This window comes from Vibrio coralliilyticus (assembly GCF_024449095.1).
GTDB classification, from domain to species: Bacteria; Pseudomonadota; Gammaproteobacteria; order Enterobacterales; family Vibrionaceae; genus Vibrio; species Vibrio coralliilyticus_A.
Genome location: NZ_CP024627.1, coordinates 1798584 through 1812523, shown reverse-complemented (window position 1 = coordinate 1812523; position 13940 = coordinate 1798584). Strand labels below are relative to the sequence as shown.

Genomic DNA, 13940 nt, shown 5'->3' with positions numbered 1-13940 from the left:
TTATAATTTTTTTAGTCTGTTGCCTACTGTCTACATCTAGTGTTCCTACACGTTCATGCTCAATAATTATACAGTTAAATTGAGCTGTCAGTACAAAAAATGTTCTAAATCTCTTGTGATCAAAATCACTTATTCTACTGGTTTTATATGAATGGACATTTGAACTCTCAACTCACGCTTGTAGTGAATGGGTAAATGCCGGCTATCCACTCCAACTATGCTTTGCTTTGTAGGCCTCACAAAATACAGCTCATTAACTCGTATAAATGTTAATTGGGTGTTAGCCTCGTTGGTCGATAAGGGAGAGTTTATGCAATGGAGCAGTATCAGCTTTCGTAAAAGAATGCTGATTATCATGACACTTTCTGGCTTGATAGAGTTATTGCTGCTGACAGCGGCTGGCTTCTTTTACGTCAAGCAGGCACAGGAAGAGGAAGTAGGAATGAAAGCCTTAGGAGTGGCTTCATTTCTAGCTAAGTCTCCCTTTGTGGTCAATATGATCGAAGAGGGCGGAGGCTCAGAATATCAACACCGTTATCGTAATCTTACCGAGTTAATTGGTGCCGCTTTTATCGTCATAGGTGATAAAGAGGGTATCCGAATCATCCACCCTATCGACGATCGCATTGGTAAACCAATGAAAGGGGGCGATAACAATCGTGCTCTGGTTGAAGGAAAGGAATACATCTCTTTTGCTCAAGGCTCATTAGGCTATTCCGTTCGAGGAAAAGCGGCAGTTTTTGATTCAAACGGAAATATTATTGGTGTGGTTTCTGTCGGCTATTTGATTGATCGCCTTCAGGATCGTATTGAACCATTTCTTGCTTTTTTGATAGTGATGGCGTTATTGGTTGTGGCCGCCAACGCTATCATATCGAGTTATGCTTCTCGTCGCTTCCAGAAAGCCATTCTTGGTTTCGAGCCTGAAGAAATAGGCCGACTATATGTCGAGTTAGATGTGACAATGGAGACTCTTAAAGAGGGGATCTTGAGTATCGATCAATCTGGCCGACTACGTTCGATCAACAAGAGTGCTTGCCAAATTCTTGGCCTCGACAAGAATCAATGCTTGAATAAGCCGCTGAACGATGTGCTGCCAGAGAGTGATTTGCATAGTGTTCTGATGAGTGCTAGGACTGATCACGATATAAATCTTTATCTGAATAAGCAAAGGCTGATCGCGAATCGAAGCCCAATTATTGTCGATGGTAAAGTGGTAGGTGCAGTGTCGAGTTTTCGATTAAGGGATGAGTTGAATGAACTCTCAGAGCAACTGGCAAAAACGAAAGAGTACGCAGAAATGCTTCGCTCCCAGACCCACGAGCATCGTAATAAGTTAAATACCATCAGTGGAATGGTACAGATGGGGGAACTCGATGCGGTGCAGCATCTTATTGGCCAGGAAACGGCTCATTATCAATCTTTGATTGAATTCTTGCGAGAAACGATTAAGGAACCATTAATCGCAGGCATGTTGTTAGGAAAAACAGAAAGAGCGCGAGAGCTAGGACTTGAGTTAGTGGTTGAAGATGGTTCTCGGCTTGAGCCATTACCTGAGCGCATCAACGCAGAGGATGTAGTGACGATATTAGGTAATCTCATTGATAACGCTTTTGACGCCACGCGCAGTGCCGTCACAACTGACCCTGTTTTTTCTCCTACTCGACGCCAGATAGAGGTGTCCATCAGTGACTTTGGTAATGAAGTGATTTTAGAAGTTACCGACCAGGGCTGTGGGCTGCCTTCTCAACTCTCTTCAGAACAATTAGTCGAGCGTGGCGTCTCTACCAAAGATGAAAGCACCCGTGGAGTAGGCTTACATCTTGTGAATGAATTCGCCATGCGTTATCACGGCGCTTTAGAAATCACAAATAACGCTCCCTATGGAGCTAGAATGACGGTATATCTACCAAAGGAAGAACAGATATGACATCCGTAACACGAGTGATGATCATTGAAGATGATCTCAATATCGCTCAGTTGCATCAGCGATATTTGGAACAAATAGATGGCTACGATGTTATTGGTATTGCCACAACCAAAGTGGAAGCAGAAATTCAGCTAGACGTACTTAGCCCAGATCTATTGCTGCTTGATGTGTATCTTCCCGATGGTACAGGATTAGAGCTTCTCCAGGCGCTTCGATCTCGAAATCAGAGCTGTGACGTCATTCTTATCACAGCAGCTCGTGATGTTGATACTTTACAACAGGCGATGCGTGGTGGAGTGGTTGACTATTTATTAAAGCCGGTAGTTTTCCCTCGACTTGAGGCTGCTTTGAAAAAGTATGTAGCTCAAAAGCATCAGCTAACGTGTGCACTAGATTTGGATCAAAACTTAGTGGATAAGATGATGCAAACTGCTTCACCCGCTGACACAAATGTGCAGAGGCTGCCAAAAGGTATTGACGGCGTGACGCTAGACAAAATACGCGCATTGTTTTCTGGCTGTGAGAGTATGACAGCAGATGAAGCTGGAGAGCGTATCGGCGCTAGTCGGACTACCGCGAGACGCTACCTTGAGTACCTGATCAGTGCTGGAGAGTTGGTGGCAGATCTTAACTATGGGACTGTCGGAAGGCCAGAACGTTGCTATAAACGTGCATCACGATAACTTTCTTCTCCTAACTGCCTAGACGGATGTACTATCCGCCTCTACAGTTTTATTGATAGATGAAATATTAAAACTGCTAGAGGCGGCTATGAAATATATACTCAGCCTGTCTTTATCGCTCTTTGTTTTCTCACTACCGATTGGAGCGGTAGAGCTCGATGAACTTGTTTTTTTGACCGAAGAGTACCCCCCATATAACTTTACTCAAGATGGTGAAGCAAAAGGCATCTCGATTGACTTGCTGATAGCGGCTGCACAATCTCAAGGGGTTGAAATCAATAAAGAAGAGATCAAGGTTCAGCCATGGGCGCGAGCATATAGAACGGCTTTGATTAAGCCTAATGCCGTGCTTTTTGCCACTACCCGCACTCGGCTTCGTGAACACTTATTTCAATGGGTTGGCCCTTTGAGTACCACACGAATTGTGGTTATGGCCAAGAAGTCCCGAAATATTAGTATTGAGAATGCGATGGACTTTGCTCAATATCGTATTGGTGTCATTCGCGATGATGTCGGTGAACAGTTAATGTTGGAACTTGGCGTTCCAAGAGATTCTATGCAAGAAAACTCTGTCGCTGAAACACTGGCCAAACAATTAGCGAAAGGGCGTATTGATTTATGGGCATATGAAGAAAATGTTGCTAAATGGTGGTTAAAGAAAATTGGCCAAGATACGGACGATTATGAACCTGTCTTTGTGCTCAGCGAAGGTGAACTCTACTATGCTTTTAATTTAGCGGTTGATGAAAAATTGACTGAGAAACTGCAGCGCGGTATCGATCAAATGAAGAAAACGATCAATGAGGCCAGTATATCAAGGTATCAGGAGATTGTTGAAATCTATCGCTGATTTGGAATAGTTACAGTAGTATCAGGACAAGTATAGATGCGTCTAATCGGTTTTTTTCTATTCATATTTTGCCAGGGTGCATTCGCTCATCAAGCAGTGCAACTTGTATTGCCGTCTCAAGTTGATGGGGGGCACGTCTTCTATCATGAACTTTTGCATAAATCTTTATCTGAACTTGGTTACAGTGTCACAATTGAGGTGCCTCAAGAGCATATTCCTCAAAAAAGGTCGACAAAAATGGTGGCAAGAAATCAGTTATCTCTAACTTGGTTGATTGCCACTGAAGAGAGAAATAAAAAATACATCCCTGTTCGAGTGCCGTTAACGAATGGATTGATCGGTAAAAGAGTGCTCCTTATTCCCCCTCAGCTACAAAATAAATTCGATACAATTAATACGCTACAAGATCTAAAAGAGTCAGGGCTAGTCGCTGGTTTAGGGATGCAATGGTACGATGTTGAGGTCTGGAAAGCCAATCAATTGCCAGTCTATACGGAAGACGGTGAATGGCGCTCTTTGTATTCCAAACTAACCCCTGAAGGGAGCGTCAATTATTTTCCGAGAGGAATGACCGAAATCCTTAGAGAGGCGTCTCAGAATACCCATTTAGCGATAGAACAACGTTTACTATTAACATACGAAAACGACTTCTATTTCTACCTTTCTGATGATGCAGCACATTACCAACCCATTTTGGAAGAGGCTTTAACTCGGGCAAGAGAGAGTGGCCTTATGGATCGCTTGTTAGAGAAATACTGGCGATTGACGTTTGAGCAGATTAAGCCTGAAAATCGAGTTGTGATTAATTTGAGCTTACCTGAGGCTGGATCCCACAAACAGTAACCTATTCCTATATAAAAACTGACAGATACTTTAAGTTAGCGTATAAATTCTTTAAGAGTTTCATACGTTTTCTCACCAGTGGGAGTAGTTAAAGCGAAATGGAAAGTGTTTTCATCGTTGTCGTCTTGTTGGTTTTATTTTTTGTTTTTGTTCAAAAGCGTTATCTAAAACAGGACGAGCTGAAAGACAGTGCTTATAAGAAAAAAGGGCCATTAATGAATATGCAGGAATCGGCGTTTTACAACGCTTTGATTACTGCAGTTGGCCAGCATGGTGTGGTGATGTCAAAGGTGAATATGGCTAATGTTGTGACACCGTTGGCTACGGATAAAAAACAATGGTTTATCGCCAATAATCGGATTGCTAAAAGCTATTTCGATTATGTTGTTTGTGATCCACGCACATTGCAAGTTCGTGTCGCTATTGAACTCGATGATGGTCGGGCATTGGACAAAGGCAAAATAGAGCGCCAGAAGCTTTTAATGCATGTCTGTAAATCGTCAGGGATTCCTTTGATTGGTACATCCGTTAAGCATAGCTATCAAGTGGGGAAACTTAGACGTCTTTTGGCCTCTCATATTGATCTTATCGAACCTGATAAAGAGGTGCGTTTCTGCAAACGTTGTGGTAGCCCAATGGTGATTAAAACCGCATCGCAAGGAGAGTTTAAAGGTCGACGCTTCTTTACTTGTAGTCGTCAGCCACAGTGTACTTATACAGAAAACTACAACGTTATATTTGATGAAGAAGACATGAGCGAGTAACTAGGTATATATAGCTGATACTAAAGGGAAAACTCTCCAACCACCTAGTTAACTGACTTTAAAATAAAAAGCCATTCGATACTCGAATGGCTTTCATCATTACCACATCAGATCGTCTGGGACTACATAGTCTGCATAAGGATCGTCTTCGGCTGGCACGTCTGATTCTGGCTCTTTGAGCTCAATGATCACCTGGTCATCACGCTGTGCAATTTTGTTTGCAACAACCCCGGGGATCACCGCATAACCATCTTCATGACGGGCAATAGCAAGGATACCTTTGATAAGTTGTTCGCGGATAATCGATTCAACGTAAAGGGATTTGATGAGTGTTCCATCGGTGAAGTTGTATTTAATATCACCATCTTTCTGATCGATTTTGTTCATCTCAATCAACTGTTTGATTTGCGACTGAATTTCTTTGTTCAGACGCTGCTCGTTTTGTTGGTTGCTTAGCTCTTTATCACGCTCTTGCTGTTGACGTTTTTGTTCTTCGACCGCGGCTTTTACTTCACGAGCTTGTACGCGTGATTTTTTTGAACCTTTTTTGGCCTTCTTTAGTTTTTTTTCATTCACTAAACCAGCTTTCAGCATTTGTTCTTGCAGAGTAAGTTTTGCCATGGGGTATCCGTGTTGATAAATGTTTTGCGTATTTTATAGGGACGGGGCCTGCAAATAAAGATATGTGAAGAATGTGCGTTAAGTTTTCTTTATCAATTGACGTGTTTCATATGGCAGTCGGGAGTGATAATCTTCAGTCTATTGAAAGGCATGTAATGACAGGTACTACACGGATGAAATTCCTCATTGAACAAGAAGTCTTGCTTCAACAATATGAAACCCGCCAGAACGAACATGAGGTTATGCGTTTACTTCACCCTGATTTCGTTGAAGTGGGGCGCTCAGGCAGAAGCTTTGATCTGCAATCGATGTTAGAGCTGATGAAGAATGAGGAGCCTTCAACAGGCAAGATATATTCACAATCATTTGAATGTATTGCGCTTGAACCGTCTGTTCAATTGCTGCTGTATAAATCTGCTTGGGTAGATTCTAAGGGAAGCGCAAGTTTGTATACCAAACGTTCCTCAGTTTGGGTGTTTACGGGCGAAAAATGGCAGTTGAAGTATCATCAAGGCACGCCTTGTGAGCCGTTTGAGATTGAAGCACAGTCTACGGAGATTCAGTAATGAAGATTAGAACTGCACTTCACAGCGATGTTCGGTCAATCACCGATATCTTCAACTATTACATTGCCAATACCAATGCTCGCTTCGAAGAAAGACCTTTGACATTGGAAAGCCGTTTAAATTGGTTTGAACAATTTTCACCAAACACTAAGCATCAATTATTGGTAGCCGAGCATCAGGGAAACATTGTTGGATTTGTCTGTTCGCAACCATACCGACCATCTGAGGCGTTTGCAGACACGGTAGAAGTGACGATATATCTTTCATCTGAAGTAAAAGGAAATGGTACCGGCTCTGCATTATATCAAGCACTTATGGAGGAGTTAAAGCTGCAGGGTGTTCATCGTGCGCTATCTGGTATTGCTCTACCAAACGAGGCCTCAATTGCTTTACATAAGAAGTTTGGGTTCCGAGAAGTGGGTGTTTTTGATTCCTATGCAAAGAAAAATGGACTCTATATAAGCTCCGTTTGGCTGGAAAAATTATTTGGATAATTATGATTTCTATAGAAAAGTACAGTGCTGAAAAAGCACACCTTATACATGCATTAAGCGTTACACCTGAACAAGCTCAGTTTACCGTTGATAACATTGGTGAAATGATCCCCGAACTGAAAGAAAGTGAACACCCCTACGTGATTATGAAAGGTGATCAGCCCGTCGGCTTCTTTCTTCTTGATATAGGCTATGCTGAGAAATTCAGTTTCTGCCCGGAAGACGGTATTGGAATCAGAGCATTGTTGATTGATCGTAATCTACAGGGGCAAGGTATTGCACGTGATGCACTTAAATTGCTTCCCCAGTATGTTGGTGAAGTCTATCCACAAGTCAACTCGCTTTATCTCACAGTAAACTGTCGAAACGAGCCCGCCTATCGATGCTATCTACGTAGTGGTTTTACCGATACTGAAGAACTCTATTTGGGGGGGCCTGTTGGCCCTCAACATATCATGATGACATCAGTTTGTGGTCGAGGTTAGAAGATAAGTATGGTTAAGCTAAGAGAAATGCGAACGCAAGAGTTTGCGGATTTTTATCACTATGCGGCCGAGGCCTATGCGCAGGATATTGCAGAGAATCAAGGCCACGCTGCTGAAAAATCTCTTGAACTCTCTCATCAGGCTTTGAAGCGTTGTTTTCCCGATGGTGTTGAATCGAAGGGGCAGTCTCTGATGTGTATTGATGCTGAAGAAGATGGCGAATCAATACTGGCAGGTTACTTGTGGCATTGCGTTAATCAAAAAGAAGGGTCGACATTTATCTACGACTTTTACGTTATGGAAGCCTTTCGAGGGCAAGGTTTGGGTAGTAAGGCTATCGAGCTTTTGCAAGCGAAAATGAAAGATGTCGGTATTAAACAGATTAAATTGCGTGTTGCCTTCAACAATGAGCGGGCTCGGAAGCTATATGAAGAGTTGGGGTTTGTGGTCACTGGTTACAACATGTCTAAGGTCATTCCCGACTAAAAAAGAAATCAATTATGAACACACACTTTGAACGCTTGAAATCTCTAGGAGCAGGTGACTTTCAGCACTTAAACGGTTCTCTTGAATCCCACTTGATTGGAACAGAGTCCTTGCTGGCAAAATGGCAGGCGAGTGATACGGTCAGGAGCGCTGGCCACTTCCATGCTGCATACGGAACCGCTGGATTTGATGAAAGCATGGTCTCACTGGAAATGCGAAGCGAAATCGCCGCGGTTATTGGTCGAGAAGCAGAAGCTCTGGTTTATCTCTATTGCTCTTGCGACAGAGACTATGTGTTTCCTCAGTTTGATTCTAAACCGTTCATCCAGTTTCGTGACCGATTTACGGGCTCGGTATTCGAGATGACGGAAGATCAATTACACCAGTTCTGTGAGTTGACTGTTGCCAATGAACTTGAGTTGGTGTTAGCAAGCGAAGAGTTTAAGTTGAAATATGGCCAAGAGCTATGGAACCTATTTGAAGGTATGGCGGTCTATTTGAGTGAAAGTGCCAGAGCAGAGTACAAGTTGGCGTTAGCTGACTGTGACACGTCCAAAATGGCATGCGAAGAGTGATGTTTTAGCGCAGGAGAGGTTGTATGGTAGTTGTAGCTCGTTTTTCTTTCCCTCATGAGGCTCATATTGCGAAAGTGAGCTTGGAAGCCGCTGGAATTGAAAGCAATATTGCTGACGAACATACCGTTAACACCCAGTGGCTCTATTCAAATGCGATTGGCGGAGTTCGTTTAATGGTTCAGGAAGAGGATGCCGAGCAAGCGACCATTATCCTTAATACCGACTATTCTGATGCTTTATGCTCTGAAGAAAGTTCCACTTCACAAGATCATTGCCCTAACTGTGGTAGCCTAAAACTAGAGCCGTTTACCAAAGGTAAGCGACCCGCTTTTTTAGTCTTTATTCTTTTAGGCTTTCCGCTGTTTTTCTATAAACACGGTTATAAATGTAGCGATTGCGGACATTTCACCGAAAAAATGGCTTAGCTTACTAAACTAGAGGGAATTCTAATGAAGGTAGCCGTGGTCTTGGGGACGTCAAAAACAGATGGTAATACGCGTTATTTAGTGAATAAATTTGTTGAGATGACAAATGCTCCGGTGTTTGATTTAGCGGATTACCAACTCTCTTACTATGACTATCTACACGAAAATCGCAGCGATGATTTTATTCCTTTGATTCGCATGCTTACCACCTATGATCACATTGTGTTCGCTTCGCCCGTCTATTGGTATTCCATGTCGGCACAACTGAAAGTGTTCTTCGATCGCTTGTCAGATCTGTTGACCATAGAAAAGCCACTTGGACGCCAGCTGAAAGGTAAGGAAATATCTGTTATCTCGACTGGCTACAATCATGAATTACCAGATTGTTTTATTGAACCTTTTAAGCTTACTGCTCGCTACATGCAGCTTGAGTTTAGAGGCTTTGCTTATCTTCCTGTTAGCGAAGAAGGAGACCTTGGGCGAGCTCGTGCCATTGCTGAATGGTTTAGTGAGAGTATTTGTCGAGAGCCCTCTAAGGTCTGATGTAGCTAACTCTTTGTAACATAGGACTTATCTTTAGCAGATTCGCACAATTATTCTTGCCTTTTGTATTTTCTTGATTTATAAATCTCTCTGTACTCATAAGTAACTCCATGTATGTCGTAGTTTTTGTACATTTTTCATAACATGGAGAAAAGTGATGAGTAAAATCACTCATAGTAACAAGCTAGTGGATTTGTTTCGTTTTCGCAGAACGGTAAGCGAGCAAGACTTCATGCTTACTTCTAACGAGTTAGTGGTTAAGTCTGACGCTTATAAGTTGAGCAAAATCAAGCGTTTTGAAGTTCGTCGATTAGGTATCAAAGAAAATATTGTTCGAGTGTTATCTTTGGCATTGGTGTTGTCTGCAGCTACATGGGCATTTGTTCCTCAGTTCGGACTGTATACTTTAGCGTTAACCCTCGTTATGGCCTTTGTTACGTGGCGTAAGTATGAATTGCGTGCGGAGTTTAAAGGAACTGATGAAACGGGTGATCACTGGGTGTCGATTGTTCGTGGCTGTGATAAAGAAGAATACCAAATTTTAAAACAGGTTGAAGAAAAGCTACAGGCTGCTATTTAAAGGTAAAGCTCGCTAATGATTAGCGAGCTTTTTTTATGTTATAACAAAGACCTGCAATCTAAGGGGAGCGTTATGATCACTATTCGTCAATATCAGTCAGAAGATGCTAAAGCGCTTTGGGAAGTGTTTTTCCATACAGTCCGGAATGTAAATCGCCAGCATTACAGTCAGGATCAGGTTGAAGCATGGGCGCCAGAAGGATGGGACATTGAAACATGGAAAAAAACAATGTCCCAAATTAACCCTTACATCGCTGAAATGAACGGTCAAGTCGCGGGGTATACCGATTTGCAAGATTCCGGATTAGTTGATCATTTCTTTTGTCATCACGCTTTTCAGGGTAAGGGCGTTGGTCGGGCGCTTATGGAGCATGTGCTAAAGGTTGCGAACGACAAGGGTATCAGCCGCCTCTACTCGGAGGTGAGCATTACTGCTCGTCCTTTCTATGAGCGGATGGGGTTTAAAGTAGTGAAAGAGCAACAGGTTGAGATGCGTGGTCAGGTACTGACCAATTTTGTTATGGAAAAGCACCTTTAGGGAAAGCAATTGTTTAGGCTAGAAACACCAAGACTTGTTATCAGAGACATGTCGCTAGAAGATGAAGCCGCGTTTGTGGCGATATCTCAAGACGTAAAGTATCAACGTTTCTATGACGAAGCGGACAGCAAAGCAGAAAAATACCGTCAATTGACCAAATTGTTTATTCAACAGGCTGCCGAAATACCAAGAAGAAGTTACCAACTTGCAATAGAACATAAACAGCAAGGCATCTTTATTGGTACGGTATGCTTGAGATTGGAAGATGAGCATAATGCATCAATGGGATGTGGAATAGCACGTTCATTTCAGGGAAGTGGTTTGATTTATGAAGCTGCGACGGCTTTGGCAAATTATGGGTTTCGTGAGCTTAATATGCATCGGATATACGCCGAAACGATTAAGGAAAACCGCGCGGCTCTTAAGCTTTGCTCTGACTTGGGTATGCGCAGGGAAGCGGTGTTCAAAGAGAACCGGTATTTTAAAGGGCGCTGGTGGGACACGGTAGTTATGGCAATATTACAACATGAGTGGCGTGACAAACTTGATGAAACCAATGAATAACGGGTTGGACGAGCAAGGTTACATTCTCAATCATTGTTCAGTCGCCTATATTCAGCCCGCGTTTAGGCAGTCAGTTGATCGTGTGGTTAGCTGTTTATGTGACACTTTTTCAGGAAAAATTCATAGCCTTTATCTATACGGGAGTGTAGCTAGGGGAACTGCGGTTGAGTTTGAGTCAGATTTAGACTTATCTATTGTTTTTGCAAAGCCTTTAGATCTTGAAACCGAACGAAAACTTGAGGTCACCAAATCAGAATTAGAGCAAGAGCTAACTATTTTCAGCAAGATAGACTTCGATCCTGGCCATCTAGAAGCAATCCTTTCTCCAAATGAAATTTATCACTGGCAGTTTTGGTTAAAGCACTGCTGTTGTTGTGTGTCAGGTGATGATTTGTCCCAGAAAATCCATCTGTTGAAACCAAACCGAAAAATCGGTTTTGCTCTCAACGGTGATCTCTTATCTTTCATTACTCAAGCATGTGATGAGCTTAATGAGTCTAACCATAAGTATATTGGTAAAATGTTGGCTAAGAAGATCCTCCGTAGCGCTTACACCTTGATCGCAGAAAAGGACAACAGTTGGCATGTGGAGATAAAGTGGTGTGCAAAAGCCGTATTACGCCATTATCCAAAAGAGTCACAGAGTGTTGAACTTGCGCTACGCATGATTGAAGGTCAACCCTATGGTATTGAGGATATTCGGCAATTGGCAAACGGGTGGGGTAGACGAGTCGCTTACCAGTTTGAAGTCGAGGAGTACTAATATGGGATCTGACCTAGGTTTTTCCTTTGAAGAGAATCGGACTGAACTGAGGATTTTGCGTAACGGTAAGATTGTTACCATATTGCGTGGAAAACAGGCATCTGATTTCGTTTCGAAGGTCAGTGCGCTCTCAAATCATGACCAACAGCAACTGATGGCAAGAGTAACTGGCAACTATAAACGGGGCAACGAAAGGCTAGCTAAAAAGCACCATAAACACAGATGAGTTTAATAGTAAGGGAGGTTCCGGTGGAAGCATATCGTACAAACAGGTTAACCATAAAGCAGTTTAAAGATGGTGACCGCAATGCTCATTTTCTATCTGAAATTCAAGCAACCTTGACAGAAAAGGTTGTTGAGAATTTACCACCGTACTTTCACCAAGTCAGGTCTAATGAATCAGCAGATAGCTGGTTAAGCAAAATGAATGATGAAAGCATGCTTTACGTAGTGAGAGTTAACGATGGTGCGTTAGCAGGGTTCGTATTTGTCTATCAAGACAGCGGTAGTGCTCATATCGGCTATTTACTCGCAGAAGAGTATTGGGCGCAAGGGCTGGCTAGTGAGCTGCTCACTGGGTTTATTGATTCTATTGCGAACAAAAGTGGCTGGAGAGAGCTCGTCGCTGGTGTTGATGAGTCAAACATTGTATCGTTGAAACTTTTAGAAAAGCTTGGCTTTGTAAAACAGTCCACGAATGAACATCGAGTGGTTTTCTATCAATATGATCTAAAAAATAATTCTGAGAGTGAGGAATAGAATTGATGAGATTAATCCCCCCTTCATTGCAATTCAAAGAGGCATTTTCTCGATTCTACCAAGATTTCAAGCACAATGATCCTGAGAACGCAGATTACTATGAGGAAGGTGAGAGTGATATCGAACGCTATGTAAGTCGACTTTCCAATGAATCCTTGGGTATCGATTTAAAACCGGGTTACGTCTCTTGTAGTCATTTCTGGTTGATTGATGAAAATAAGAGCATTCGAGGAGCTATTCGGGTTCGTCATCATATTGAAAATGAATTCCTTTCTTTTGAGGCCGGTCATATCGGGTATGACATCGCCCCTAGTTTCCGAGGTCAAGGTAACGGTAAGCTGATGCTGAAGTTAGCCTTGGTGGAAGCCCGCAAGCTGGGGATATCCGACGCACTTGTGATTGCAGATGATGATAATTGGCCATCCCGAAAAGTGATTGAAGCGAATGGTGGTCAATTAGAAAACATTGTTATGGGTAAAGTGTTTCCCAACCTTTTGGCAAGGTACTGGATACCGTGTAGGGAGTAAATGGCTGGCTGTAGAGAATAAATTGATTGTTTTGTCAATATTTTCGGGTGCATATTGTTTATCAGGCTATTCGTTACACGGTTATTTTCCAGTTTTTAATTTTCTAATCTATCAATTAATTTTTGAGTAATTACTGGTAGAGAATAGACTATTTTAAATATCCATTAGTGAGCTTATATTACTTTTTTAACTTTAACATAAGCTCATTAATAAATTTTTGAATATAGATATTAGATAAAAGTTCCCATTATTAAGAGTTCTTCTAGGTTATCAATATTAATTTTTAATACGTGTTCTTTACCTAACACGTCGAGCTTTACGAACATTACCTTACGAGATTTTAAACTCGCGAACAGCTTGGCATCTCTTTCTTTACTTAGACGAGTTAGCGTGGGCCTAATGTAGTGACGATTGGTGGTCAGATCATAGACGTCTGGGTCTTGGCTAAAACGAATCTGAATCTTGCCTGATATAGGCCTAGTAACGTAATGACTTTTGTTTAAGTTAGTCGCGTATATCCGCACTAAATCGGACTTTTCGTTTTTCTGAAATACCACGGTTTTATCGGAACCTTGATCTTTCAAAACAAGTTCAAAAGTTCTGTTATTGGGTGAGAAAGCATCATAGCTTTCAGATAAGTAATTGCTCCCAGAGTGATAGATTTGCTCAGTTATTCCTTTTTCTGAGGATTCTGCGAATGACAACGGAGAAAAAGCACAAATGACGGTGAGTAATGCAGTTCTTATAAACATTATTATGCATGTATTGTTATTAAGACGATGCAGTTTAACAAGCTATATTTATGCTATCAATATTATTGACTATAAAATATCTGAGAAATAGTGGAGAGAAAGTAATCAGATATTAATGGCTACTTTACTGAGTGATATTTAATCAAGAAAGGTGTGTTAAGAGCCAGTAATATAAGCTGGCTCTAATTTAGTG

The 13940-nt window shown here is 41.9% G+C and carries 20 protein-coding genes; 18 read left to right on the top strand and 2 right to left on the bottom strand.

Features of this window, described 5'->3' with window-relative positions:
• Positions 1-310: 310 nt before the first annotated feature.
• The 5 genes from CTT30_RS08550 to CTT30_RS08530 all read left to right on the top strand — a co-directional run bounded on the left by CTT30_RS08550 (position 311) and on the right by CTT30_RS08530 (position 5070).
• Complete coding sequence (locus CTT30_RS08550; RefSeq protein ID WP_252034707.1) at positions 311-1930, top strand: ATP-binding protein; 1620 nt, start codon at positions 311-313, stop codon at positions 1928-1930.
• The gene (locus CTT30_RS08545) at positions 1927-2613 is read left to right on the top strand and encodes a response regulator (protein WP_252034705.1); all 687 of its coding nucleotides are present in this window, start codon (positions 1927-1929) and stop codon (positions 2611-2613) included. Before CTT30_RS08550 ends, CTT30_RS08545 begins: the two co-directional genes overlap by 4 nt.
• 88 nt (positions 2614-2701) lie before the next feature.
• The gene (locus CTT30_RS08540) at positions 2702-3463 is read left to right on the top strand and encodes a substrate-binding periplasmic protein (RefSeq protein WP_252034703.1); all 762 of its coding nucleotides are present in this window, start codon (positions 2702-2704) and stop codon (positions 3461-3463) included.
• A 36-nt stretch (positions 3464-3499) separates the two neighbouring features.
• Positions 3500-4306 carry a hypothetical protein gene (locus tag CTT30_RS08535; RefSeq protein WP_252034701.1) on the top strand — a complete coding sequence of 269 codons (807 nt, stop codon included), beginning with the start codon at positions 3500-3502 and terminating at the stop codon, positions 4304-4306.
• 98 nt (positions 4307-4404) lie between these two features.
• Positions 4405-5070, top strand: a complete 666-nt coding sequence (locus CTT30_RS08530) for a DUF2726 domain-containing protein (protein ID WP_239866256.1) — start codon at positions 4405-4407, stop codon at positions 5068-5070.
• A 99-nt stretch (positions 5071-5169) separates the two neighbouring features.
• On the opposite strand, the gene CTT30_RS08525 is transcribed toward CTT30_RS08530, so the two are convergent.
• Positions 5170-5691, bottom strand: a complete 522-nt coding sequence (locus CTT30_RS08525; RefSeq protein WP_252034699.1) for a DUF2058 domain-containing protein — start codon at positions 5689-5691, stop codon at positions 5170-5172.
• A 173-nt stretch (positions 5692-5864) separates the two neighbouring features.
• Between CTT30_RS08525 and CTT30_RS08520 the strand changes: the two genes are divergently transcribed.
• From CTT30_RS08520 to CTT30_RS08460, 13 genes are all read left to right on the top strand, one after another.
• On the top strand, positions 5865-6257 hold the full coding sequence (locus CTT30_RS08520) for a nuclear transport factor 2 family protein (protein WP_252036628.1): 393 nt from the start codon (positions 5865-5867) through the stop codon (positions 6255-6257).
• Entirely contained in the window at positions 6257-6751 is a 495-nt protein-coding gene (locus CTT30_RS08515) for a GNAT family N-acetyltransferase (RefSeq protein WP_252034697.1), read from the top strand. Before CTT30_RS08520 ends, CTT30_RS08515 begins: the two co-directional genes overlap by 1 nt.
• A gap of 2 nt (positions 6752-6753) precedes the next feature.
• A complete protein-coding gene (locus CTT30_RS08510; protein WP_252034695.1) occupies positions 6754-7236 on the top strand; it encodes a GNAT family N-acetyltransferase in 483 nt (160 codons plus the stop codon).
• Positions 7237-7245: 9 nt separating this feature from the next.
• A complete protein-coding gene (locus tag CTT30_RS08505; RefSeq protein WP_252034693.1) occupies positions 7246-7722 on the top strand; it encodes a GNAT family N-acetyltransferase in 477 nt (158 codons plus the stop codon).
• 14 nt (positions 7723-7736) lie between these two features.
• Complete coding sequence (locus tag CTT30_RS08500; protein WP_252034691.1) at positions 7737-8297, top strand: DUF6817 domain-containing protein; 561 nt, start codon at positions 7737-7739, stop codon at positions 8295-8297.
• A 23-nt stretch (positions 8298-8320) separates the two neighbouring features.
• Positions 8321-8722 carry a putative signal transducing protein gene (locus tag CTT30_RS08495; RefSeq protein ID WP_252034689.1) on the top strand — a complete coding sequence of 134 codons (402 nt, stop codon included), beginning with the start codon at positions 8321-8323 and terminating at the stop codon, positions 8720-8722.
• Between the two features lie 24 nt (positions 8723-8746).
• Positions 8747-9265: a flavodoxin family protein gene (locus CTT30_RS08490; RefSeq protein WP_252034687.1), complete on the top strand. Its 519-nt coding sequence runs from the start codon at positions 8747-8749 to the stop codon at positions 9263-9265.
• Positions 9266-9422: 157 nt separating this feature from the next.
• Positions 9423-9845 carry a DUF6232 family protein gene (locus CTT30_RS08485; RefSeq protein ID WP_006961989.1) on the top strand — a complete coding sequence of 141 codons (423 nt, stop codon included), beginning with the start codon at positions 9423-9425 and terminating at the stop codon, positions 9843-9845.
• Between the two features lie 72 nt (positions 9846-9917).
• Positions 9918-10382, top strand: coding sequence for a GNAT family N-acetyltransferase (locus CTT30_RS08480; RefSeq protein WP_252034685.1), 465 nt, complete (start codon positions 9918-9920; stop codon positions 10380-10382).
• Positions 10383-10391: 9 nt separating this feature from the next.
• The gene (locus CTT30_RS08475; protein WP_252034683.1) at positions 10392-10946 is read left to right on the top strand and encodes a GNAT family N-acetyltransferase; all 555 of its coding nucleotides are present in this window, start codon (positions 10392-10394) and stop codon (positions 10944-10946) included.
• Positions 10939-11709, top strand: a complete 771-nt coding sequence (locus CTT30_RS08470) for a nucleotidyltransferase domain-containing protein (protein WP_252034681.1) — start codon at positions 10939-10941, stop codon at positions 11707-11709. Before CTT30_RS08475 ends, CTT30_RS08470 begins: the two co-directional genes overlap by 8 nt.
• A 249-nt stretch (positions 11710-11958) precedes the next feature.
• Positions 11959-12468 carry a GNAT family N-acetyltransferase gene (locus CTT30_RS08465; protein ID WP_252034679.1) on the top strand — a complete coding sequence of 170 codons (510 nt, stop codon included), beginning with the start codon at positions 11959-11961 and terminating at the stop codon, positions 12466-12468.
• Between the two features lie 5 nt (positions 12469-12473).
• Complete coding sequence (locus CTT30_RS08460) at positions 12474-12995, top strand: GNAT family N-acetyltransferase (protein ID WP_252034677.1); 522 nt, start codon at positions 12474-12476, stop codon at positions 12993-12995.
• 230 nt (positions 12996-13225) lie between these two features.
• Here the strand turns inward: CTT30_RS08460 and CTT30_RS08455 are convergent, their stop codons facing one another.
• The gene (locus tag CTT30_RS08455) at positions 13226-13747 is read right to left on the bottom strand and encodes a hypothetical protein (RefSeq protein WP_252034675.1); all 522 of its coding nucleotides are present in this window, start codon (positions 13745-13747) and stop codon (positions 13226-13228) included.
• Between the last annotated feature and the right edge of the window lie 193 nt (positions 13748-13940).

Coding starts and splice junctions, on each gene's coding strand:
- CTT30_RS08550 (WP_252034707.1), top strand. CDS start 311: ATGCAATGGAGCAGTATCAGCTTTCGTAAAAGAATGCTGATTATCATG.
- CTT30_RS08545 (WP_252034705.1), top strand. CDS start 1,927: ATGACATCCGTAACACGAGTGATGATCATTGAAGATGATCTCAATATC.
- CTT30_RS08540 (WP_252034703.1), top strand. CDS start 2,702: ATGAAATATATACTCAGCCTGTCTTTATCGCTCTTTGTTTTCTCACTA.
- CTT30_RS08535 (WP_252034701.1), top strand. CDS start 3,500: ATGCGTCTAATCGGTTTTTTTCTATTCATATTTTGCCAGGGTGCATTC.
- CTT30_RS08530 (WP_239866256.1), top strand. CDS start 4,405: ATGGAAAGTGTTTTCATCGTTGTCGTCTTGTTGGTTTTATTTTTTGTT.
- CTT30_RS08525 (WP_252034699.1), bottom strand. CDS start 5,691: ATGGCAAAACTTACTCTGCAAGAACAAATGCTGAAAGCTGGTTTAGTG.
- CTT30_RS08520 (WP_252036628.1), top strand. CDS start 5,865: ATGAAATTCCTCATTGAACAAGAAGTCTTGCTTCAACAATATGAAACC.
- CTT30_RS08515 (WP_252034697.1), top strand. CDS start 6,257: ATGAAGATTAGAACTGCACTTCACAGCGATGTTCGGTCAATCACCGAT.
- CTT30_RS08510 (WP_252034695.1), top strand. CDS start 6,754: ATGATTTCTATAGAAAAGTACAGTGCTGAAAAAGCACACCTTATACAT.
- CTT30_RS08505 (WP_252034693.1), top strand. CDS start 7,246: ATGGTTAAGCTAAGAGAAATGCGAACGCAAGAGTTTGCGGATTTTTAT.
- CTT30_RS08500 (WP_252034691.1), top strand. CDS start 7,737: ATGAACACACACTTTGAACGCTTGAAATCTCTAGGAGCAGGTGACTTT.
- CTT30_RS08495 (WP_252034689.1), top strand. CDS start 8,321: ATGGTAGTTGTAGCTCGTTTTTCTTTCCCTCATGAGGCTCATATTGCG.
- CTT30_RS08490 (WP_252034687.1), top strand. CDS start 8,747: ATGAAGGTAGCCGTGGTCTTGGGGACGTCAAAAACAGATGGTAATACG.
- CTT30_RS08485 (WP_006961989.1), top strand. CDS start 9,423: ATGAGTAAAATCACTCATAGTAACAAGCTAGTGGATTTGTTTCGTTTT.
- CTT30_RS08480 (WP_252034685.1), top strand. CDS start 9,918: ATGATCACTATTCGTCAATATCAGTCAGAAGATGCTAAAGCGCTTTGG.
- CTT30_RS08470 (WP_252034681.1), top strand. CDS start 10,939: ATGAATAACGGGTTGGACGAGCAAGGTTACATTCTCAATCATTGTTCA.
- CTT30_RS08460 (WP_252034677.1), top strand. CDS start 12,474: ATGAGATTAATCCCCCCTTCATTGCAATTCAAAGAGGCATTTTCTCGA.
- CTT30_RS08455 (WP_252034675.1), bottom strand. CDS start 13,747: ATGTTTATAAGAACTGCATTACTCACCGTCATTTGTGCTTTTTCTCCG.